General features: G+C 39.0%; 15 protein-coding genes. 3 read left to right on the forward strand and 12 right to left on the reverse strand.

What is annotated here, in order from left to right; all coding sequences use genetic code 11:
• Positions 1-19: 19 nt before the first annotated feature.
• Complete coding sequence (locus D1094_RS06145; protein WP_118959218.1) at positions 20-1,849, reverse strand: alkaline phosphatase; 1,830 nt, start codon at positions 1,847-1,849, stop codon at positions 20-22.
• A gap of 13 nt (positions 1,850-1,862) precedes the next feature.
• Positions 1,863-3,446, reverse strand: a complete 1,584-nt coding sequence (locus D1094_RS06150) for an alkaline phosphatase (protein ID WP_118959219.1) — start codon at positions 3,444-3,446, stop codon at positions 1,863-1,865.
• Positions 3,447-3,826: 380 nt separating this feature from the next.
• Here D1094_RS06150 and D1094_RS18590 point away from each other — a divergent pair, with 380 nt between their 5' ends.
• Positions 3,827-3,979, forward strand: coding sequence for a hypothetical protein (locus tag D1094_RS18590; RefSeq protein ID WP_182440105.1), 153 nt, complete (start codon positions 3,827-3,829; stop codon positions 3,977-3,979).
• 72 nt (positions 3,980-4,051) lie between these two features.
• On the opposite strand, the gene D1094_RS06155 is transcribed toward D1094_RS18590, so the two are convergent.
• A complete protein-coding gene (locus D1094_RS06155; RefSeq protein WP_259337843.1) occupies positions 4,052-4,939 on the reverse strand; it encodes an alpha/beta hydrolase in 888 nt (295 codons plus the stop codon).
• 42 nt (positions 4,940-4,981) lie between these two features.
• Positions 4,982-5,467, reverse strand: coding sequence for a VF530 family DNA-binding protein (locus D1094_RS06160; RefSeq protein WP_118959221.1), 486 nt, complete (start codon positions 5,465-5,467; stop codon positions 4,982-4,984).
• 202 nt (positions 5,468-5,669) lie between these two features.
• On the opposite strand from D1094_RS06160, the gene D1094_RS06165 reads away from it, so the two are divergent.
• Positions 5,670-7,850 carry a marine proteobacterial sortase target protein gene (locus D1094_RS06165; RefSeq protein WP_118959222.1) on the forward strand — a complete coding sequence of 727 codons (2,181 nt, stop codon included), beginning with the start codon at positions 5,670-5,672 and terminating at the stop codon, positions 7,848-7,850.
• Positions 7,828-8,421, forward strand: a complete 594-nt coding sequence (locus D1094_RS06170; protein WP_182440106.1) for a class GN sortase — start codon at positions 7,828-7,830, stop codon at positions 8,419-8,421. The genes D1094_RS06165 and D1094_RS06170 overlap by 23 nt, the downstream gene beginning before the upstream one ends.
• Here the strand turns inward: D1094_RS06170 and D1094_RS06175 are convergent.
• The 8 genes from D1094_RS06175 to D1094_RS06210 all read right to left on the reverse strand — a co-directional run bounded on the left by D1094_RS06175 (position 8,418) and on the right by D1094_RS06210 (position 23,830).
• The gene (locus tag D1094_RS06175; protein WP_118959224.1) at positions 8,418-10,787 is read right to left on the reverse strand and encodes an EAL domain-containing protein; all 2,370 of its coding nucleotides are present in this window, start codon (positions 10,785-10,787) and stop codon (positions 8,418-8,420) included. The two genes, D1094_RS06170 and D1094_RS06175, sit on opposite strands and share 4 nt — an antisense overlap.
• 103 nt (positions 10,788-10,890) lie before the next feature.
• On the reverse strand, positions 10,891-11,541 hold the full coding sequence (locus D1094_RS06180) for an ABC transporter substrate-binding protein (protein WP_182440107.1): 651 nt from the start codon (positions 11,539-11,541) through the stop codon (positions 10,891-10,893).
• A gap of 299 nt (positions 11,542-11,840) precedes the next feature.
• A complete protein-coding gene (locus D1094_RS06185; protein ID WP_118959515.1) occupies positions 11,841-14,363 on the reverse strand; it encodes an exo 1,3/1,4-beta-D-glucan glucohydrolase in 2,523 nt (840 codons plus the stop codon).
• A gap of 43 nt (positions 14,364-14,406) precedes the next feature.
• Positions 14,407-15,651 (reverse strand): sugar MFS transporter, encoded by a 1,245-nt coding sequence (locus D1094_RS06190; protein WP_118959226.1) that lies wholly within the window; start codon positions 15,649-15,651, stop codon positions 14,407-14,409.
• A gap of 231 nt (positions 15,652-15,882) precedes the next feature.
• Positions 15,883-18,846, reverse strand: coding sequence for a TonB-dependent receptor (locus D1094_RS06195; RefSeq protein ID WP_118959227.1), 2,964 nt, complete (start codon positions 18,844-18,846; stop codon positions 15,883-15,885).
• 70 nt (positions 18,847-18,916) lie between these two features.
• Entirely contained in the window at positions 18,917-21,598 is a 2,682-nt protein-coding gene (locus tag D1094_RS06200) for a glycoside hydrolase family 16 protein (RefSeq protein WP_118959228.1), read from the reverse strand.
• A gap of 262 nt (positions 21,599-21,860) precedes the next feature.
• Entirely contained in the window at positions 21,861-22,703 is an 843-nt protein-coding gene (locus D1094_RS06205; RefSeq protein ID WP_118959229.1) for a LytTR family DNA-binding domain-containing protein, read from the reverse strand.
• Between the two features lie 2 nt (positions 22,704-22,705).
• Positions 22,706-23,830 carry a sensor histidine kinase gene (locus tag D1094_RS06210; protein ID WP_118959230.1) on the reverse strand — a complete coding sequence of 375 codons (1,125 nt, stop codon included), beginning with the start codon at positions 23,828-23,830 and terminating at the stop codon, positions 22,706-22,708.
• Positions 23,831-23,851 lie beyond the last annotated feature (21 nt).

The following is a 23,851-nucleotide window of genomic DNA, read 5'->3' on the forward strand; positions in this document are numbered from 1 at the left end:
ATTGCTTTATTAATTTTTATTAATTCAACACAGCTTCAGCTTTATTAGCCAATGAAGCAGCACGGTTCATAATATGAAAAATAATACTTTGTTCATTAGTACCCGCGACTAAATGACTTCCTGGTCCGATAGCATAAACACCAACATCTTCACCTGCATGAGTTTCTGAACTTTTAGGTACTAAAGCTTCCTGATGAAAACCAGGCGAGCTTGTATCAATGCTAGTAAGGTCTTGCCTCGCTGTGATAATGTCATGAGCGTACCCTGCATCGGCATCAGTTTCTTCCCCTAAATTTTTAAAACCGCGACCATTGGTATAGCCTAAGGTGGTGTAAGGTAAGTTATCTTTCGCTAAAGTAGGTTCGGTTTCACCTACGCTAACAACCTTACCCAGAATAGGGTTGCCACGCTTAGGATAGCCGGCAATAGTAAATACATGGCTATGATCTGCGGTAACAATAATTAATGTTTCTTCTGGGTTGGTATTTTTAACGGCTGCTTCGATGGCGTTTGAAAATTCTATGGTGTCAGTAAGCGCGCTATAAGCACTTCCTGCATGATGACCATGATCAATACGGCCAGACTCTACCGTTAAAAAGAATCCTTCATCATTGTTATCAAGCACATCAATCGCTTTAGATGTCATTTCACTTAACGATGGCTCACCTGCCAAATCATTATGACGATCCGCTTCATAATGCATATGTGATTCATTAAACAACCCCAAGACTCGTTCTGTATTATCAGCATCTAGCGCTGAAAAACCCGCTCTATCAACAACATAGTTACCCATAGGGTATGTCGCTTGCCATTCAGCAGTTAAGTCTCTTGCATCAGTACGATCGCCTTCTATAGCACTTGAAGCATCAATACTATTAAACGCTGCATCTTTAGGCAAAAAGTGTCTGCGTCCACCCCCCAACATAACTTCGATACCATCAATATCGATGCCTGCAAAACGGCTCTCAAGATTTTCTTCAAAGTTAATCAATTGAGAGGCTATATCTTCACAGCCTTGTGCAATGGCAGTATTAGGCATGTCAGAGATATCTTCCCAGTTACGATCCGCAGATTTTGCATAGGTTGCAGCAGGTGTTGCATGGGTAATACGCGCGGTGGAAATAATGCCAGTAGATTTTCCCGCAATTTCAGCCAACTCAAGTGCAGTCACCAACTCGTTGCCAGCAACACTTTCACAGTTACCGCGCGAAACAGATTCAGCAACACCTAATACACCAATATCAGTTTTAACCCCCGTAACCATCGCCGTCATAGTGCCAGCAGAGTCAGGCGTTTGCGCATCAACATTATAGGTTTTTGCGAAGCCTGCAAAGGGGAACTTGTCAAAACTTAATTGATACTCTTCCCCGGTTCCACCTTGCTGTTGTCCTGCTAAAATACGCGCAGCAGTGACTGTTGATATACCCATACCATCACCAACGAATAAAATAACATTTTTCGCTTTACCAACGGCATCGTTAAGTTCATTACTATTTATTAAAGCTTGAGAAATATGTTGTTGACCACCAACAAACCACTCATTCATTTTGGTGTTTTCTACCGTTGTGCCATTGGCCGTAGTAAGTGCTGGTGAGCATAAGTAGTTCGTTGATGTGATCTCACTCTCGCTAAGTACACCATCGTTATTACTATCTAAACCCGAATCAACTTGAATACCACTATTTAAACAGTTTTCATTTCCTACTGGCACATACGTTTGATTAACAAGGCTATTGCTTCCGTTTGCTCCAACAAGACCATCAACACCGTTGTCACCATTTTTACCGTCGTCACCACATGCACAAAGCATCATGACAGCAGTTAATGAGAGTACATTTAATTTTTTCATTTTATGCTCCTACTTATTTAGCCATTAAGCCAAGTGATTCGTTAATGATATGGAAAATAACACTTTGCTCGATAACACCTTGACTAAAGTGAGCACCTGGCCCTATAGCATGTAATGCAACATCTTCGCCGGCATGAGTTTCTGAACTGGTTGGTATTTTAGCTTCTTGATGAAAACCTGGCTGATTGGTATCAATTAAGGTTAAATCTTGACGACCCACAACAGGGTCAGTGTCATATGATTTATCGGCATTGGTTTCTGTTGCCAAGTCTCTAAAGCCACGACCATTAGTGTAACCTAGCGTGGTATAAGGCATGCCATCACTGGCTAAGCTCGGCTCAGATTCACCAACTCCTACCACTTTACCTAAAATAGGGTTACCTCGCTTTGGATAGCCAGCAATGGTAAAAACATGGCTATGATCTGCTGTCACTAAAATTAATGTTTCTTCAGGGTTAGTATTATCAACGGCTGCTTGAATAGCTTTTGAAAACTCTATCGTGTCTGTTAATGCATTAAATGCACTCCCCGCATGATGTCCGTGATCAATTCGACCAGACTCAACCACTAACATAAAGCCTTTATCGTTATTATCTAATACGTCAATGGCTTTGCTCGTTAACTGTGTTAATGAAGGCTCGCCTGCAATATCATTGTGACGATCGACCTCATATTGCATATGAGACTCATTGAAAAGTCCTAACACATGAGATGTTTGGCTGGCATCTAAAGCATCAAAACCCGCTTGATCAATAACATACTGACCCGTTGGATATTTTGCTTGCCACTCAGCAGTTAAGTCACGACCATCGGTACGATCGCCCTCTACGCCACTTGCAGCATCTGTGCTATTGAATGATTCATCTTTTGGCAAGAAATGACGTCTTCCGCCCCCCATCGCAACTTCAATACCATTAACATCAACACCAGGAAAGCGTGCTTCAAGATTACCTTCAAAATTAACCAGTTGAGAGGCTATGTCTTCACATGCATTAGCAATAGCCTCGTCACTCATATCTGAAATGTCTTCCCAGTTACGATCAGCAGATTTAGCATAGGCAGCAGCAGGTGTCGCATGAGTAATTCGAGCAGTAGACACTATGCCTGTAGAAAGCCCTTTAATTTCAGCTAATTCTAACGCGGTAATCACTTCGTTACCTTTCACTGAACTACAATCTCCACGTTGCACCTTTTCACTCACGCCGAGCACACCTATATCAGTTTTTATACCAGACATCATGGCAGTCATAGTACCTGCTGAATCAGGTGTCTGAGCGTCAACATTGTAAGTTTTAACTTGTGCGGTATGCGGAAAAACCTCAAAGCTTAGATACCCTTCTTCACCACTTTTTCCGTTGTTTTGTCCCTGTAAAATTCTCGCAGCAGTTAAGGTAGAAACCCCCATACCGTCACCGACAAACAAAATAACATTCTTAGCTTTGTGTTTATTTTTTTGCTTAACTTTTTGTTGTATTGCTTGTTCATCATTAATGAACCACTGACTTTCTTTTTGAACAGTCGGTAACACATTTGATGTGGCTACCGACGAGAACAAAATAGTTGATATAGCTGAAACTGAGACCCATAAAGAGTTCATAGCGCTTCCTTTATATAATTGAATTTATGTTTGAGTTTTACCTTTTTAGAAAGCAACATCAGCACCACGAAAATACTGAAATCATGCGTCGCTAAAAAGAACCACAAAATGCTATGACGCTAACGTGACAAGTAGATTTAAGTAATATGACCAAAAGGTTAAGAATATATTGATAAAAGATGACACTTAAGTGACTAAGCAGCTGAAACAATAGCTAATAGCAATCAGTATAATAAAATAATCTCTAGCGATAATTTAAAGGCTTATAGAGGCAGGTGATACGTTCAAAACATAACCTAGTATCTACATCGATGTAGGCAAAGCATTGATTGCAGAGAATGGATTGCAAAGAATGGATATTCCCTTGTCAAAGTCCATAGATGACACTGCGTACAAAAAGTATTGCTAAGCAATTAGATCCAGCAACAAATGCGCTTATTAGGGACGGTAAAGCAAAGCGTATATTTCTTGAGTCAAGTTATTCTATTCAAAAATTTGAACAATGGTTAACGATGAGGAAAAGCTGGAAATGATATTATCTATCGCGTCGCTGCGATGCTACTGATTAAACTGCTGATTAAAACGCATACTAAAGTCAAAACGCTCTATTTATTTTTACTTAAAACCCAATATAACCCTTGAGTGACTGTCGTTGGAAAAGCTGTTTCATGGTTTGCATGAGGAATAATAAATAAACGTTGCTTAACATTACTATTGTCTGTTTTTTTCTGCCAATTGGCCAAAAGCTTAGAAAATGCTTGAGCATCTTCAACCATAGTATACTGGCTCTCTAAAGCTTTGGTTTCGCGCTCGCCAATAGCAATAAAAACATTCGCTTTAACATTTTGATTTTTAGCTAATAACGGCGGAGCTAACGCAAATATAGTTTTATTATGAAACCAATAAGACGGGCTACCTAAAATATAATGACGAAATAACTCGGGCTTGGTTAATAATATATAGCTGCCAAGTAAACCACCTAAAGAGTTACCTACAAATATTCTGTTATCTGGGTTTGTTCGGTAATTGTTTTCAATATAACTAAAAACATCTGTTTCAATAAAGCGAATAAACTGATCAGCGCCACCAGTATCTTTTCGCCATAATGAGCTTTTAACGGGTGTGTAATCATAAACACGACTTAAATCACCTCTAGAGCCTTTTTCATAAGAGATACCAACAATTATTGCCTCAGCCATTTTACCACTATTCATTGGATAGCGTGTCGCACCTGACACAATCTGAAAGCTATACCATGCATCAGTTAAATAAATAACAGGGTAATGTTTTTGCGGTGACTTTCTATAAGACTTTGGCAATTTAATAAATAATGGATAGCTGCGTTGAATATGACTGTCTTTTACTTCAATAACCTGACTTCTTGGAATTTCAAAAGGTGTATATGACTCAAACCCTTTAGCATGAATAGTTAGGGTAAAACTGCAACATATTACGATTACTACCGTTAAGTAGTTCATTGCTAAACTTCTCATAACGTATCAATATAAAGATGATGTTGCAGTCGTTTCATTGATTTACTCACCCCAAGGGTTATGTTTAGCTTTTGGCTTTTTCGCCGACGTAGTGCTTTGTTTTTTCCCCCAAGGATCCGCAGGTTTATCGCCCCAAGGGTTAGCGTTGCCCGACGCTCTTTCTCGAGTCTTTTGAGCTCTTTTTATTCTTAATCTTTCAGCATCTTCTAGGCTTAATTCTGCAGGCTCACCTGGTTTTTGGCTCATTGGTACAATGCGATCACGCGGTGGTTTTTCAAACTGTTCATCATCGGCTTTGGGTAAGCTCTTATATTGATATAAATAAAAAGCTTCAACTTTATCTTTTGCCCAATCGGTTTTTTTCAAAAACTTTAAGCTAGATTTAATGCTAGGGTTGGTTTTGAAGCAATTTAAATTAAGGTAAGCGAATAATATTTCCCAACCATAATGATCAACCAACTGAGTTAAGACCTCTTCTAATTTAACACCGTGAAGTGGGTTATTTTGATACTCTTCTTCGCTATACATCACAATTCCTTACCGTTATTACCTTGAGAAGGCGCAATTATAAAATTAGCGCAGCAATATAGATAGCCCTATCAAAAATCATTGCCATATTTTCGACACAATTGCCCAGTGTATTGCCACATTTATGTCGAAAAGGCGCCTAGGTTCATTGCTTTAATACTGATTAGCCTTAACTCGGCTTAACATCTCAAGGAGAATTACTGTGATCAAAGCAATGCCGAAAGAAAAAAAATCGATTTACTACCAAAGTTTTCACCAATATAAAAAGCCACGTCGAATTTGGCCAATCGTACTATTGTGCATAACTGCCCTTATCGGGGCATTGTTTACTCTCAATAAAAGCTATGCTCAACGCTTAAATAATGGTGAAATTTCAAGACATGCCTCATTACCAAATGAGGTAGGTTCAGGGCAACTATTCTTCAACGAGCAAGGCGCAATGGGTAACACGTCAAAACAACCTGCTTACAATAAATCAGCTTTACTAATTAATTCTCGAGCCAGTTTTGATATTAATGGTCTTATTGCCAAAGTCACCGTTGAGCAGTCTTTTTTAAATCAAAGTGACAATATTATTAATGCTATCTATGCCTTCCCTCTACCTGAAAATTCAGCCGTCAATCAGCTACAAGTTCAAATAGGTGAAAGAAAGATTATTGGCAAAATTATGGAAAAAGCACAAGCTAAAAAAGTTTTTCAAAAAGCGTTAAAAACAGGGAAAAAAGCCAGCTTAGTTGAACAACATCGCCCTAACTTATTTACCAATAAAATAGCCAATATTGCCAGTAAAGAACAAATTACCGTGACGTTAACCTATTATCAGCATGTTGAATTTAAACATAATGTTTTTAGTCTCCGTTTCCCAATGAATATTACGCCGCGATTTCAACCTAACAAGGCGACTGATGAGCAAAACTTACTACGCTCTATGGCAGAGCAACTCGCTTTTGCAGGTAGTATAAATAATCAACAAAACATTCAACTATCTATCGCATTAAATGCGGGTGTTCCATTAGCGAGTATTAAAAGCCCTTCGCATGACATTCTCACCTCACCTATTAATCAACACGAACAGGTTGCAAAAGATTCCGTGGTTAGTCACCCCATGTCAGTAAAGTTAAGACATGGTCAAACAAAAATGAATAAAGATTTTATTTTAGAGTGGCAAGCGGCAAGTTCAACCACCCCACAACTTGCAATTTTCAAGGAAGAAGTTAACCAAGAAACTTATGCTTTAGCGATGCTTTTACCACCGCAACCATCACCTTCAGCAAGCAAAAAAAACTTATTGAATGATGAACTTGAAAGCCACTTTACCCGTCAGATCACCTTCATCATTGATACTTCTGGGTCTATGCAAGGCCCATCAATCACACAAGCTAAGCAAAGCTTATTGTTCGCCTTAAGCACCCTAAGTTCACAAGATAAATTTAATATTATTGCTTTTAATTCAAGCTATACAACGACCTTCGCACAACCGCAACCTGTAAACGCACTGAACCTTGAAACAGCCAAGCGCTTTATTGCTCAATTGCAAGCCAATGGTGGCACGCAAATGTATGAGCCGCTAGCGAGGGCCTTAACGGTTCCTCAACAAGAAGACACTACCATTAACCAAGTTATTTTTATAACTGACGGTGCCGTTAGTAACGAGCAAGCGTTATTTAAACTCATTCATCAAACAGTGAATATACCGAGATTATTTACCGTCGGCATTGGCCATGCCCCTAATAGTTATTTTATGCGCAAAGCCGCGCAGTTTGGTCGAGGTACATTTACCCATATTGGAAACGTCAACCAAGTACAAACAAAGATGACAGAGCTTTTAACGCAAATTAGTCAGCCAGCACTTCGCAATATCACATTACAATTTCAGCCACTTCACCTTGGAACAATTGAACAATACCCTAGTAAAATTCCAGACTTATATTTAGGAGAGCCGTTATTAGTCGCCATAAAAACTAAAATGATGCCAGACAGTATTCAGGTGTTTGGTGAGTTAGCAAACCAAGGTTGGCATCAAGAAGTTCTCTTGCAAAAAAATCAGCAACATATCGGTGTATCAACCGTATGGGCAAAAGCTAAAATTACCGACTTACTTGATGGTTTAGTCACAGGAAACGATCCTGATACCGTTAAGCAAAGCGTACTTGAAACATCGTTACAGCATCAGGTGATATCACCATACTCTAGCTTTATTGCAGTAGAACAAACATTACATAACGAAGAGTCATCAGACAAGAAAAGTCAATTAAGGGCCAGTAACTCAACACCATTTCCTAAAACAGCCATAGGTTGGCAAGCACCATTCTTCTCAGGATTAGCTTTGCTTATTTTTTCGCTTTATTGGCAATTTAGGCGTGCACAACGTGTTAGCGCTTAAGTTACTGCGCATGCTCGATGTGAAAACATCTTTAATTACGACACTTGCACTGGGGCTAATAGCTCACAGTGCATGGTTACCCACTAAAGCCTGGTTGTCTTCGCAACTTATTAGTTATAGCTGGCACCAAAGTAAACATTCAACACAACAAATAATGCCTTGGCCTTGGGCTGATACACACCCTGTTGCAAAAATGACTATTGCACGATTAAACAAGCAACTGATTATTTTACAAGGTGTAGATCCAACTACATTAGCCTTTTCGGCAGGGGCAATGCATCAATACAGTCACCTGACACACAGTAAGCCTTTTGTCATTGCAGGTCATAAAGATTCGCATTTTAGTTTTTTACAGGAGTTACACATGAAAGATATTATTTCTCTGACCAACAAAGAAGGGAAAAATCAACTTTATCAAGTTGAACATATGGAAATTATTGACAGCGAAGAGCAAACACTACAAATTATTGAGCAAGACCCAAGCTTAATACTGATAACCTGCTATCCATTTAACCCACTAGTATCAGGTGGAAGCCTGCGCTATGTCATCACTGCTAAATTAATTAGCTAATTAAACTGCTTTTTTTCTATTAATAACTGCTCTAATTCTTCAGAAGTTACGGGCTTAACCATATAATAACCTTGTCCTTTATCGCAATTTAACGCTTTCAATGAGTTAAATTGCGTTTGTGTTTCAATGCCTTCTGCGACCGTTTTAATACCCAAAGATTTCGATAACTGAATAATCGTCTCTAAAATAATGGTATTGTTGGGGCCTTGAACTAAGTTGTTAATAAAACTTCTATCTATCTTTAATATGTTAAAGGTAAAGTGATTAATATAACTGAGCGACGAATACCCTGTACCAAAGTCGTCGAGAGCAACTTTAACGCCCATAGTATGTAATTTTTCGATGGTTTTTTGAGTTGCTTCAACATTATCAACGATGGTTTGTTCTGTTATTTCAATACATAAATGCGACAGTAATTTATTTGAATCATGATAAACCTGCTGAATTTTTTCCATTAATTTTGGCTCTGAAAATCCTTGGCCAGAAATATTAATGTTCAAGCAAAAGTCATCATCAAGCTGTGCTTCATGAGCTGAGATAAAAGCCATCGCTTTCTCAAACACATAAATATCAAGCTCAGGTAAATAGCCACTGCGGTGCAGTTCGGGTAAGAACAAGTCAGGCGCTAATAAACCATGCTCATGATGGTGCCAACGAATTAACGCCTCGGCACTACAAATTTTACCAATAGTAAAATCAATAATGGGTTGAAAGACTAAATAAAGATCTTCTGTTGCAATTGCAGATAGAAAATCTCTTTCTAAGCGATAACTACCAGAACGGCTTTCTTTTTCTTTTTGGTCATAATAAAAGGCCTGATTTCGACCATTGAGCTTAGCTCTATACATGGCCTCATCAGCTTGTATCAACAAATCTTTAGTCGATATATCACCTTGTTCAAAAAAAGTAACACCAATGCTGGTTGAGGTGTTAATAATTCCCTTATCGAAGCTCACTTTTTGCTGAACTGACTCGATAATATAATTAGCTATTTTTTCTACGTCGCGTTTGCTACGAATGTTTTCTAGTAAAACAGCAAATTCATCTCCGCCTAGCCGACAAAGCGTATCAGAAGCACGAATGCATTCTTGAATGCGAGTAGCAATAGTTTTCAGTAGTTGATCACCAATATAATGACCATAAGTATCATTCACTTGCTTAAAGCGGTCTAAGTCTAAAAACAATACCGCAATTAAACCTTTGTTATTGCGTTTTGTCCGAACAATCGCTTGCTCAACTCGGTCAGTAAATAATAAGCGATTAGGTAATTGAGTAAGCGGATCGTGTAATGCTAAAAACTGTAAATCAGATTTAGTTTGCATACGCTCAATAGCGTTATGAATATGCTTGGCCACAAATGAAAGTAACTGTTTATCTTTCTCGGTAAAAATATAGCCACTAGCATAGCTTTGCACAACAACAATGCCTCTGAGGGATTCATCGCCAAATGGAACACCTAGCCACGCTTCAGGAATACTACCTATGATATGCAATTCATTGGCAGTAATTTTCTGCTCAATACCGCCTTTATCAATTAATAAAGGTTCATTTTGTTGTAATACATAACCTGAAATACTAGGTATTTCGCCCTCTAATGAATGTTGTTCATTCTCAATAAGACCATCTTTTTCATCAACACAGTAGGGGATAATAAATGACTTTTCATCTTCTGAAAGTAAGGCAATATAAAAATTATTAGCAAACGTTAAGCGACTGATTGCTTTATGTAACTCTTTATAAAACTCTTGAATATTATCTGTGGTAAAAATAAGTTCGGCAATTTCAAATAAACTATCTTGAATTTTGCTACTGTATTCTAGTTTATCAATCGCCCGCTCTAACTGTTCAACCATTTCAACATGACTGATTTGGGTCGCCATCATAGAGGCAATAGCCATCACAACTTTTAACTGCTCTTCATTATAAAAGTTGGCTTGGCTATGCTCAGAATCGATTACACCAATGAGTTTACCATCAATAACCATAGGTACAGAAAGCTCTGAAAGTCTTGATGCATCATCGACAATATATGAAGCCTCAAGACGGGTATCAGCAATAATTTTAGCTTGTTGTGATAACGCGACTTGGCCAACAATACCTTGACCAAGACTTATCTCTAAAGGAGATAATATATCTTCTTCGAAAGGGTTTTTATTACCGTAGGTAGCCGCTTGAATTAGCGTATTTCTTTTATCGTTAAATAGATAGATGACAACGTCTTCAAAACCTAATTGAGCAACAACATTTTTGGCGGCATGCCAAACAATTTCATCAATAGTATTCATACCAAGTAAATCAATAGCAAAACTACTGACAATATTTAAATAACTTTGCTCTGTTGGTAATATTTCATTTTTTAACAACATAAAGGTATACCGCTTTTTGGAAGAATACTTTACTTGCTTAGGCTGTTCTTAAATAAGCTAATTTGGAGACTGTCCTGATCCAATCTTAATAAGCTACGTTGCGCTATTGATAGTTTAGCAAAGATTGTTGCCAATTTTTATCTTCAGGCAACTTATCAATTAGCTTTGATAACTCTAGATGTAAAGCACTTCTATCTTTGGTGATCAAAATACGCCGCTCGAATGAATCGTGGGGAATCGTCGATAAATGAAATACATCATGCCATTGTTTATCTTTCATTATATAACGATAAACAGAACGACCAATAATAGCGACATCAACCCGCCGCTTAAGTAACATTGAAAAAAGATCTTCTTCTTTCACCGTATCAACACGTACAGCTTTACCCTGCTTAACTAACTCATTAATGCCATAATAATAAAAGCCTCTAACACCACCAATCACCATATTTTCTAACGATGCTGGCTTAGCATATTGAACAGGGTTTGAACTCAACGAAATAATCTCATCGCGATCGTACATAAATGCCCCCGTCCATAAATACTTTGTTTCTGCTTTATCTTTAAACCACGTAGGACTCACCCCTAATACCATACCGCTGATGGTATTATCAGCTAACATCTTATCAAGTCGCTTTCTTGGTAAAAAAACAACTTCAAAATTATAACGTTTACTTTGTTGGTTTAGGTATCGAGTAAAATCAAAATATAGACCGGTTTTATCCTCTATGCTGATCATTAGTGGCGGTTGCATATGATAAACATAAACATTAATCGGGATTTTCGACGAGGATTTAGCCCATCCTGAGCAAAGAACTAATAGTAAAAACAGATATTTATACATACAAATAGAAATAACGAAAACAATACACTAAGCATAGCAAACATTATGTTAATCAACCCTGTATATTTTGTTTATATAGTTTAACGCGTTGCAAAAGAAGTATGCAGATAAAAAGAAGCGCTTGAAAAGCGCATGGCAGGTTTATTATTTATGCGGATATCTGTTCTGATATCCGCATAAATTTGTTATTGATAAGGAATCAAATTTTGCTATTTACATTGCACGTCAGCGGTCTCACTCCCTTCGCCTTGAAAGTGAATTTGGCTAATTGATAAGCTTAGTGCTCCTGCACTACTTAATTCAAAAGGTACAACAATTTTATCGAACGATACGCCTTGTTTAGCAAAGCAGTTTACATCGACTGAAACATCAACCCATTGACTTTGTGCTGCTTTATTAAGCGCTTCACTTATGTTAACTGCAGCGCGACAGCTACCTAGTTTATCTGCTTCACTTTCACAGCTCATTGAAAGATAAACTGGCGATTTTATTGGGTCTTCTCTTTTTAGCTTAACAACTAATGCAGCGTTTTTTTCCTGCTCAGCAGATAAATCTTCACGAAAACCATTTCCACTGATGAACTGTATACCGGCATTGTTATCACCCATCAATGTTATTTTGAACGCATCTTCTTGAATCACTTTATCAATGGTTCGATACTTTATACCTGTTAAAGCTTGTGTGCTAGAAGTAATAGTTCTTTGCTCATCACCAGAAAATAAATTCATTTTCCATGGCTGTTGTACTTTAGCATTAAAGACTTGCGTACCTACGGATAGGTCTTCAGTTAATTGATATGTTTCAGGTAAGTCTGAAGATAATGTTGATATTTCCCCATACTTTAAACCAAAACCATACGGTAATAATGGATCGTACACTGCGTCAAAACGGTTCACTATCTGTTCTGGTGTTTTAGGCCAAGAAAATGATAATTGTCCTTTAAAGTCATGTTGAACCTTGTCATTTATGCCCTTTAACAAAACATCAGCAATTGCTTTACCTTCAGATCCAGGAAGCCATGCGGCAACAAAGGCATCGCTGGCATTGAGTTCTGCATTCACCCACATAGGTCGGCCACTAATAAACACAGAAACAACCGGTATACCTTGTGCTTTAAGTTGCTTAAGTAATGCTAAATCACTTTTATTGCCACGCTGATAAACTAGATTTGCTCGGTCACCATGACCTTCAGCATAAGGTTCTTCACCGAAAACGACGATAGCAACATCGGGTTTTTCGCTAAAGCTACCATCTTCACTCAATTGAATTTTTCCGCCAGCTAAGTTAACTTGCGCAGCAAAACCATCATAAATTGAGCTTCCTCCTGGGAAGTCTGTATTTTCATTATTAGTGCCTTGCCATGTAATCGTCCAACCACCTGATTGCTTACCGATATTATGAGCAGCATCACCAGCCATAAGAATATTTAACTTAGGTGACAGCGGTAAAATATTGTCATTATTTTTCAATAAGACTAACGATTCACGTACGGCTTGTTGTGCAATTTCACGATGTTCTTGATGACCAATTAATTCAGTTTTTCCTGAAAACTGTCGTTTAGCAGGGCTTGGTTTATCAAATAAACCCGCTCTAAATTTCACACGCAAAATACGTGAAACCGCATCATCAATGCGTGACATAGCGATATCACCCGCTTGCACTTGCGCAATCGTGTTTTCAAGTAATGGCTTCCATGCATCTGTTGGCACCATAAAAATGTCTAATCCAGCATTTACTGCTTGCGGACAGCTCTCATTGCTGCAACCTTCAATTTGACCATGACCATTCCAGTCACCAACAACAAAGCCATCAAAGCCCATTTTATCCTTCAGCACATCATTAAGTAAGTGCTTGCTACCATGCACCTTTTTACCATGCCAACTATTAAATGATGCCATAACAGATTGCGCACCTGCGGTTAAGCCACCAACATACCCTTGTGCATGTATATCAAAAAGCGCTTGTTCAGACTCAATATTATCGCCTTGATCATCACCTGCGACCGTACCGCCATCACCAATAAAATGTTTTACGGTACTGATTACACGATCATTACCTAAAAAATCTTTTCCTGCATGTCCTTGTAAACCATGAACAATCGACGCAGCATAACGCTTCACTATTTCTGGATCTTCAGAATAACCTTCATAAGTTCTTCCCCAGCGATCATCGCGAACTGTGGCAACCGTCGGCGCAAATACCCAATCAATACCTGTGGTCATCACTTCAGTCGCGGTTACTTTGGCTATTTTCTCAATTAAGTCAGGATTATTTGCTGCCCCTAAGCCAATATTGTGCGGAAACAATGTCGCACCAATCACATTATTATGCCCATGAACGGCATCGGTACCCCACATTGTTGGAATGGTACTACCATCAACAGAGTCATCAATTGAAGCCTGATACATCGATTCAGCTAAATCAATCCAGTCTTGAGGTGTTGAATGCTTATTGTTGTTTGGAAAAGCTCCACCGCCATTCAAGTATGAACCAAACCCGTATTTACGCATGTCTTCAGGAGTAATATCACGGATCTCAGGTTGAATCATTTGTGCTACTTTCTGCGCTAAAGTCATCGAAGCAAGTAACTGCTTTACTTTATCTTCAATCACTTTATCTTGTGGCACTTCAGAAACAATAACAGGCCAAATATCTGTTTTATGTTCTTTTGCATGTGCAAGCTCAGTATCAGTGGCATCATGAGTACAAGCAAATAACCCCGTCATTGTCATTGCAGCCAATAATATATTTTTTGAAATATTCACGAAATGTACCTTATGAGTTAGCAATATTAATTTTAGAACCTATAACGCCGTAATACGCAATATAGGCATAACAAAAAGCAGGTAGGATAAAGGCTAATTGCACACCTATAGCATCTGCTAACATTCCTTGAAATAAAGGCACAATTGCGCCACCAACAATAGCTAAACACAAAACACCTGCACCATTACTGGTTGCTTCTTTTAAGTCATTAATCGCTAAGCTAAAGATGGTTGGAAACATGATCGAATTGAATAAACCAACGGCTAAAATAGACCACATTGCCAAACTACCCTCAGTGGTGATGGCAATGGTAATTAGCGTAATTGACATCATGGCATTAAATGCAAGCACCTTACCGGCTGCTACTTTTTGCATAACCACCGCACCAATAAATCGGCCTAACATCGCGCCGCCCCAATAATAGGCAATAAACTGAGACGCTTGTGATTCACTCATACCTGCAATAGTGGGTTCATGCAAAAAGTTAATGAGAAAGCTCCCTATAGCGACTTCTGCACCAACATAAAGAAATATTGCTATTGCACCGAACCTTAAATGACTAAATTGCCACGCTTTAGCAGGAGACAACTCTGCTTGTTCAGTTTTTCCTAAATCAGGTAATTTCAAAAAGCTAAAGACTATCGCCAAAGCGAACAACGCAGCTGCCAACATTAAATAAGGTAATTGCACCGCTGTCGCACCAGCAACTTCGGTTTGTTCAGAGCCACTAAAAATAAGCCAAGCACCAAAAAATGGCGCTACAGTGGTTCCTAATGCATTAAAAGCTTGTGTCATTGTTAAACGTGATGATGCCGTTTTACTCGGGCCTAAAGCACTAACATAAGGATTGGCAGAGACTTGAAGTACGGTAATGCCTGACGCTAAAACAAATAGAGCAAATAAAAACACGGCATAATTTGCAATTGCCGCAGCAGGGTAAAACAATAAACAACCAACACTGGCAATGGTTAACCCAGTGACAATGCCCTTTTTAAAGCCTATTTTTCCCACTAATGCCCCCGCAGGAAGTGAAACAATAAAATAGGCGCCAAAAAAGCAAAATTGCACTAACATGGCTTGGGTATAAGAAAGGTCAAACGCACCTTTCAAATAAGGAATTAAAATATCGTTTAAGCAGGTAATAAAGCCCCACATAAAAAATAAAGACGTTAACGATGTTAGTGCAAAAGTAAAGCTTCCACTTTCATTATGCTGTAACGGCGCTTGTGATAGGCCTGCTGTACTGGCTGCCATAAATACTCCTACTCTTTAACACACGGTTGGTAGATAAAATCACACATTAACCTTGCGACTTTTTTTATCTTGATGATTTATATTTTGAATATACCATCATTCCACACAAAAATGTAAGCGGTTACATTTTAAATATTTTTAACCGTATATAAAGAATTTCTAAACTAATAATTGATAGAATGATGTGTAAGTTAAACGCAGAGAGGAGTAATATCCTCTCTGCTAAACGGGCTAGTTAAAGCTATAGCGAACACCTAATGCGTATCGCGGACCATACTCACGAGCGAATAAAAACTGCTCTTCATATCGACCAAAACCTTGCTCTGTCTCGTTATTAAGGTTTATACCTTCGAAAAACACCGTGAAACGCTCTGTGACATCATAGTTAACACTCATATCCCACTGACCAAATTCTTTAGCAAATTGTGGTGGGTTATCTGAAGAGCCTTGACCTTGACCAACACCAATGAGGTATTCATCACGCCAAGCATAAGTCACTTTCACTGATAAGCCGTGCTTTTCATAAAACGCTTGGAAGTTGGCTGAATCACTTAGACCCGTTAGCGGTGTTTGCTGACTTAAGCTATCAACATCAAATTCAACATCACCATCAACAAATGTTGCATTCACGCCAACACCAAAACCGGTATCACCAATTAAGTGCTGTAATGCTACTTCAAAACCATTAACCGTTTTGGTATCAGGGGCATTAAATGGACGAGTAATATCCCACACCATTAACGGATCTTCAGCTGTCGGCTCTATATAACCTTCATCGTTAAGGGTTGAGCCATTGGCTTGCATTTGTGCAAATATAGCATCGTTGGTTGCTTGATCGCCTCGCGCTTCAATATCAGACACTGCTTGCTGCCAACGAGGGCCTTGATAAATATCTCTAAAACCTTCAATGGTGCTAGAAGTAATTTGGCTACCTATAAAGTTTTCCACATCTTTATTAAAGAAGCCAACCGCAGCATAACTCCCTTCCCCGTAGTAATATTCAAGGCTTAAATCAAAGTTAGTTGACTCAAACGGTTGTAGATTAGTATTGCCTTCACCACCATTTCGAGAGCCAATTTTCGGGCTACCAGACAAACTTCTACCGCCAGCTAACGAGCCTAAAGGTGCACGAGAAATCGTTTTGCCCCATGAAACACGGCCAACAACGTCATCAGTTAAATCAACGCGTAAATCTAACATTGGTAAAAATACGTCGTGTTCACCTTCCATGGTTAAGAAGTTATTTTCACCCGGTAAATATTGTGTATGCCATTCACTCCCCCCTTTCCACCAAACACTGGTTGGCACGGGTTGCAGTACTTGGCTAGTTACGTCTGTTTGCTCATAGCGTACACCGGCATTAATTTGCACAGGGAAATCGGCAATATCAAATTCCCATGAGGTATCAATGTAAATACTGGTAGTATCTTCTTGTACAGAGCCTTGTGAAAAAGTGCCCATGTCGTGATAGGCCGTGGTAGCGAAGTAATCATTGCCACCTAAAACATCATTGGTTAAGAAGGCTTCAGAGCGAGCAACCGCTTCATCAAAATCAAAGGTGTAATAATAATGAGGCTTAAGCTCATTACCACCGCCATCAAACGCATCTAAGAAATCACCAGTGCCATTTCGCGTGAACATGCCATCAGGAAAAATTTCAGGCCATGAAGGGTTAAATAAGAAACCACCAATTAAACCACTCCAAGCATTAGAACCGCCCATTTCTTGCTCTGTTCGAGCAACACCAAACTTCACATCGACTAAGCCAACATCGAGTAAATCATTTTCCCAAACACCATCAATTTGTAATTGCTCTACCGTTGATTTGCCTGGAGAGTGAATAAATTGACTAAAATGCGAGTCAATTTCACTTGGCGCTAATTCGTTAGTGCCATTTTTCCAGAAAATTTCACCGTGTGGAATTTCACCTGTTCGATAATCATATATTTTTGTATTTAACTGATCAGAACCTAAAACTAAGGTGCCATTACTCCCTAAACCTTTGTCCTTACCATTATCAGTTTCACTGCTAGAATCATGATAATCTAGCGTTAAGAACATGGTATCAGTCACTTGCCAATCAATATTTAAGCCAAAAGATTGTTCTTCAACTTCTGTTGTTGCTCTTGAGGCTGAATAAGAACCATCATTACCACTGATGTCTGCGTAAATAACAGTACCATTTTCATCAAGCTCATAACCGTTGATGTTACCACCATAATCATTCCACATACCCCAGCCAATTGAGTTCATACCTGTAACGGCTTGAGTCCCGGTGTAATCAACAGAAATAACTAAATCATCTATTGGTGCGTATTGAACAACTACATGACCATTGGTTCTTTCGCGTTGAAAATTACCAATGCCATAGTTCATATCACGTGGAAAAAAGTGATTACCAATACGGTTACCTTCATCGTCAAGGGGGCGAGGATCTATCACTTTTGAGTCATCAAGGTTTGAAGGTAAATCTACGTTTGCTTGCCACCCTTGAATACTGGCACTTTGCTGCTGAAAGTCTCTGCGTTGATGATTAAATGAAAAACCAATACCAAAGCTATCATCAGCAAAGGTGTTTGAGTACACCGCTGAGAACTCAGGAGTGATGTCTTCACCTTCTTCATTTGACGTGTCATGTATCGCTTTCGCAGATAATGACATTTTTTCACCAGGGCTAGATAATGGCTTGCTGGTAACAATGTTAACGGTTGCACCTAACCCCCCCGTTGGGTTTTCAGCACGCGCTGTTTTGTAAACTTCAAGCGCTGAAACCCCGTCTGAAGATAAGTTTTCAAAGCTATATGAACGGCTATTACCTGTACCTGGCATTTGACGGCCGTTTAATGTTACCAAGTTAAAATCTGGACCAAAACCACGAACGGTTATTTGACTGCCTTCACCGTTACTGCGACTCACAGAAACGCCGGTAATGCGCTGTAAAGACTCTGCTAAATTAGTATCTGGAAATTTCCCCATTTCTTCTGCTGAAATGGCATCAACAACACCTGACATATCCCGTTTAACATTCATTGAACGAACTAAACTGCCTTTAATGCCCTGCACTTCAATAACTTCTACGTCATCTTTTTTAACTTGTGTTACTTCTTCAGCCAATAAGCTGCCACTTGTACCTGTGGCTAAAATAGCTGAAATATATACTGCTAATCGTTTTTTAGAAAATTGTAAATGTTTCATGTTAACCCTACTTTCTTAAAATTTTTAATAAGAGTGGCTTTCGCCACTCAACTATTTTATTAACGCGTAATTACGGTGCTTTGATAACGACATTATCTAGTCGATACACTGCACCTTCACCCGTTCCCCAAGCAGGGAAAATCATTAAGACGTCAATTGAGCTAATATCTAAGCCAGCATCAAATAAACTCTGTAAAGAAAACGTATAGGTTTGCCATTGGTCTATCACTGGGGTAGCACCTTCTTGACTTGCGGTTAACGCTAGTTCAACTGCACTACTGGTATCGCCAGATTCAATTTTGAATAACCAAACAGCGCTTGCATCATTAGGCATATTGAGCACTTTCATTTCAAACTGTACAAAACCATTAGCAAGAAGATTTGACGCATCTAAGTAAACATCATCATCAGCAAGCAGCCCCATAACTGTAGGTGTGCTACCAATAACAAATTCTGCGGTCATACCATGGTCAGTATCATCATTTTCTAGGGTTGGCGTAGAGCCGCCACAACAATCCCAAATACTCCACTGTTCTTTCACATCATCAGCAAAAAGCACATGTCCTGCAAAGTCATTTGCCGCATTAGGGTCATGAATCATGACATTATCAACACGATACACGGCTCCGTCACCAGCACCCCATGCAGGGAAAATCATTAAGACATCAATGGCACTGACATCAAGACCTGCGTTCGCTAAATCAGCTAAATTAAAGGTGTAAGTTTGCCATTGATCTGCAACGGGAGCTGCACCTTCAATACTGTCAGAAAGTGGAAATTCAACAGCGCTATCACCACCGTTAGACTCCACTTTAAACAACCAAGCTGCACTTGAGTCGCTCGGCATTGATGTCACTTTCATTTCAAATTCAATAACACCGTTAGACAAAATAGCACTAGCATCAAATGGTGCAGGTTGCGCTTCTGGGTCGACAATATTGCCTTCTCTAGAAATAAAGCCCATCACTGTTGGATCAGCACCAATCATAAATTCAGCAACATTTCCGTGTGCTTCATCGTCTAATTCAACCGTTGGCATTGAACCACCACAGCAATCCCATAAAGGCCAGCTTGGGTTTTCTTCGTCTGTAAACACCACTAATTTTGGTGCTGAAATATCAGCCGCTATTTCAAGGTTATTAACACGGTATTGAGCACCTTCACCTGATCCCCATGCTGGGAATATCATCACCACATCAATTGCGCTGATATCAAGGCCGCCATCGGCTAATGCTTGTAAAGAAAATTCATAGTTTTGCCATTCACCAACAACGGGAATAGTTCCTGCTAGGTTATCTGTCAAAGATACTTCTACGGCAGTAGCGCCTTCAGTACTTTCAATTTTAACTATCCAAGGCGCATCAGCGGTATTGGGAAAAGTCACAATGTTTAAATCAAAGCTTACGGTGCCAGCATCAATAATAGGTGATGCATCAAACGGGCTTGGCTTACCTTCAGGGTCTGTAATGAACGCATCTCGTGAAATAAAACCGTTAACCGTCGCCGTTTCTCCCACGACAAACTCCATCACTTCACCTTGTTCATCATCAACAACAATTGACGGTGTCGAACCACCACAGCAGTCCCATGCAGGCCAGTTTGGATTAATAGTGCCAGAGAAAATGGTTAAATTTTGTGGAATACCACTTGAAGGGGGTGAAGGGATAGGCGCTTTCCCTAGCACTAAGGCACCATTGGGGTTCTCTTCTGTTGCTTCTTGATCCCAACCACCACGCACGGTTTCACACCCTTTACCAGTATCAGGATTTTGATTACATTGATAAACACGCACGTAATCTATTTCAAAGGTTTGACCGTTAGCAAATGCTTCTGCATCTATGCCCAAATTATTAACATTTTCAGGCCAGTTACCACCGACGGCAAAGTTCAAGATCATGAAGAAATCTTGATCGTAAGGCGCGTTATCCCAATGTGTTGTTAACTCACCAGATACAGCATCATAATACTCAGCAAACCAACCTTGATGCGCAAGACCTACGGGTTCATCTTTACTGTTATAACGTACTTCAGATTTACGCTGTGTTGCATATAAGTAATTATCAACATACCAACGAATTTCGCCTTCTTGCCATTCTATGGCATAAGTATGAAAATCGTCAGCTGGGTTAGCACCATCAGGTAAAGAATAAGACTTACCTGAACTTGAATTATCAGGCCACTCTTTACCGTAATGTAACGTGCCATAAATGTTGCTTTCTACCACGCCATCAGCATCAACGGTTTTTAAGTTTACCGCTTCAAGAATGTCTATTTCACCTGATTTAGGCCAGCCGCCGTAAGTTTCATCAGTTGGCAACATCCAAAATGCTGGCCAACTGCCCTGACCACTTGGCAATTTTGCTTTTACTTCAAAACGCCCGTATTTAAAGTCAGCTTTATTTTTACTAATAATGCGCGCTGAAGTGTATGGTAATGCCGCATCTTCAGGTGCTGGTAATGCGACTATTTTTAATGTGCCATCGCTAACATAAGAGTTTTCAGGGCTGTCGGTGTAACATTGTTTTTCATTGTTGCCACCACCTTGACAATTAACTTCATGCTGCCAATTATTCTCATTAATCATGGCACCATCAAATTCATCACTCCATACCATTTCCCAATCACTGACGGGTTGCTGAGGATCTATTTGACTGGTGTCTGTATTCGTTTCTGCACTACCTCCACAGCCTACTAAGGTAGATGCTGTAGCTAATAGGCATAATTGTGAAATTCTTTTTGCAACTTTAATCATAATTTGTATTCCAAATACCTGACTAGTTCTGTTGTGTCACCCAATTAACAATGTTTTAATTTTTTTTCTCTATGCTTGTTAACTGAGTGATTGAATGTAAAACAGCGATACAAGGTTTTGTTGTATGTGCTATCCCCTACAATCATCTTGGTAAAAATTACAAAAGCTTACAATTGAAATGCGTTATAGTGAGAGACAAACGAGGTATTATTAATTTGTTGAAGAAAATAACGGTAAAGCGAGTTATTTTTACGATAACCCGTTAAAATAGCTTTGACTCAACAAGCTGTTGAATCGTTGAGCTATAATTGCGACTGACTTTCAACTGGACATTATCTCCTAGCTCTAAAACACTTTCACTATTTCGTAAGGCTTTAACACTTTTAATGCAATTAACATTCACCAGTGTTGATTTATGAATACGTTTAAAGACCTTGTCATCAAGCTGGTTTTCAAGTTTTTTCATCGTAATGCGTACTATGTGTGTTTCTTTATCGGTGTGAACACACATATAATCACCTGCAGCATCTATCCAGCGAATATCTTTGACGGGTAAAAATACTTTTTCATTGTCGCTGTTTTTAATAACTAGCTCCTGACAATATGCGCTAGGTAGCGGCTTATCGGAGCTTAACCACTCTTCCAACTCTGAAATAGCAACACCTGAGCTTTCCCCTAACGCTTTAAGCAATTTATACTTTTCTTTCGCCTGTTCTTTATCAATATTTTCAGGGGTTCTGCGGGCAAGTATTCTTTCTACCGTTTTTTTGAGCCGACCCAAATTTGCTGGCTTTAACACATAGTCAATAGCATTAAGTTCAAAGGCATCTAAAGCGAACTCACCATACGCACTGACAAAAACAATCATGGGTAAAGTATCAGATTGCAGTGCCTGTACTACTTCGATGCCATTTAAGCCCGGTAGCTGTAGATCGAGAAATAAAACATCAGGAGAAAGCTCATGACATAATTGAATTGCTTGGTCTCCATCACTCGCTTGTGCGATAACATTAAGCTCTGGAATTTTTTCAAGGCGTAACTTTAACCCTTCTAACGCTAGAGGTTCATCATCAACAATAACAGCGGTTAACGGTTGTTTACTCATGGTTACTTCTCTATTGGCATGGATATATCTACACTAACCCCTTCATCTGGCTGGGTTAATAAGGTAATTTCATAATTACCATTAAACATAGCATCTAATCTTGCCTTTGTGTTACTTATGCCTATACCGAACCCTTTTTGCTTTGACTGCTGAATACCTTGACCATTATCAATCACTTGCACATTGAGTCGTTCAGTATTGCAATAAGCCTTAATGGTAATTTCACCGCCTTCTTTTCGAGGTTCAATAGCGTATTTAATAGCATTTTCAACCAAGGGTTGAAGTAGCATATTAGGTACTTGGCAGTGCATCGCGTCATCAGCTATATCCATCACTACTTTCAACCTATCACCAAAACGCACTTTCTCGATAGATAAGTATAATTCAAGTAAATCCAACTCTTTTCTTAACGCCGTTTTACTTTTTGCTTTAAAATCTAATGAATAGCGGAAAAATTCACATAACTTATCTAGCATTTCATTCGCTTTATCATTTTCATGCTTATAAATTAACGTTGAAATAGCGTTCATGGTATTAAACATAAAGTGAGGATTTAACTGATAACGTAACATTTGTAACTGGGCATCAGTTGCTAACGTTTGCGCGCGAAGTAATTGCGCATGCTCTTTTTGAAGCTTGTGATTGTAGAGCATAATAAAGAAAATAGAGGTCCAGACAAACATAGTAGAAAGAGAGAATAACAACCAACCACCAAACTCCAGCATGTCCCATGCTTCATTCCAGTGTTGCTGGTAAACAATAACTTTATAGCAACTTAATTTAATAACGTTATAAAGTAGCCCCAACATTGCCGACGAAAAAAAACTAAGTATTAACATTTTATTCAACGGTAAGTGAACAACACGTTGGATAAGCTGCCATTGAATATACGACAAACAAAAACCACTGAAAGTTTCTGCAAATAAGTTAATGAGTTGTCTGGTTAAATCAAAATTTGGGTCATCGAATTGCGGTCTAATAATAGCGATAAAAACAACTAAAAAATAGCCAAGCCACCCCGTTATTTGTACCGTCCAAAATTGATGACTTTGCTTAGAAAAAGCTTGGGGCTCTATGTCGAGCAAGTTGTCTTCTTTTGCATATTCTGGCGTAGTATGTAGATTCATCGACTCTCTAATAGCAATTAA

The sequence above is a fragment of the Colwellia sp. RSH04 genome (assembly GCF_003545765.1).
GTDB lineage: Bacteria > Pseudomonadota > Gammaproteobacteria > Enterobacterales > Alteromonadaceae > Colwellia.

Excerpts from the sequence above, each read along its gene's own strand:
- D1094_RS06185 (WP_118959515.1), bottom strand. The coding sequence starts at position 14,363 with ATGACAATGACGGGGTTATTTGCTTGTACTCATGATGCCACTGATACT.
- D1094_RS18590 (WP_182440105.1), top strand. The coding sequence starts at position 3,827 with ATGACACTGCGTACAAAAAGTATTGCTAAGCAATTAGATCCAGCAACA.
- D1094_RS06160 (WP_118959221.1), bottom strand. The coding sequence starts at position 5,467 with ATGTATAGCGAAGAAGAGTATCAAAATAACCCACTTCACGGTGTTAAA.
- D1094_RS06195 (WP_118959227.1), bottom strand. The coding sequence starts at position 18,846 with ATGAAACATTTACAATTTTCTAAAAAACGATTAGCAGTATATATTTCA.
- D1094_RS06205 (WP_118959229.1), bottom strand. The coding sequence starts at position 22,703 with ATGAGTAAACAACCGTTAACCGCTGTTATTGTTGATGATGAACCTCTA.
- D1094_RS06145 (WP_118959218.1), bottom strand. The coding sequence starts at position 1,849 with ATGAAAAAATTAAATGTACTCTCATTAACTGCTGTCATGATGCTTTGT.
- D1094_RS06175 (WP_118959224.1), bottom strand. The coding sequence starts at position 10,787 with ATGTTGTTAAAAAATGAAATATTACCAACAGAGCAAAGTTATTTAAAT.
- D1094_RS06180 (WP_182440107.1), bottom strand. The coding sequence starts at position 11,541 with ATGCAACCGCCACTAATGATCAGCATAGAGGATAAAACCGGTCTATAT.
- D1094_RS06190 (WP_118959226.1), bottom strand. The coding sequence starts at position 15,651 with ATGGCAGCCAGTACAGCAGGCCTATCACAAGCGCCGTTACAGCATAAT.
- D1094_RS06150 (WP_118959219.1), bottom strand. The coding sequence starts at position 3,446 with ATGAACTCTTTATGGGTCTCAGTTTCAGCTATATCAACTATTTTGTTC.
- D1094_RS06155 (WP_259337843.1), bottom strand. The coding sequence starts at position 4,939 with ATGAGAAGTTTAGCAATGAACTACTTAACGGTAGTAATCGTAATATGT.
- D1094_RS06200 (WP_118959228.1), bottom strand. The coding sequence starts at position 21,598 with ATGATTAAAGTTGCAAAAAGAATTTCACAATTATGCCTATTAGCTACA.
- D1094_RS06210 (WP_118959230.1), bottom strand. The coding sequence starts at position 23,830 with ATGAATCTACATACTACGCCAGAATATGCAAAAGAAGACAACTTGCTC.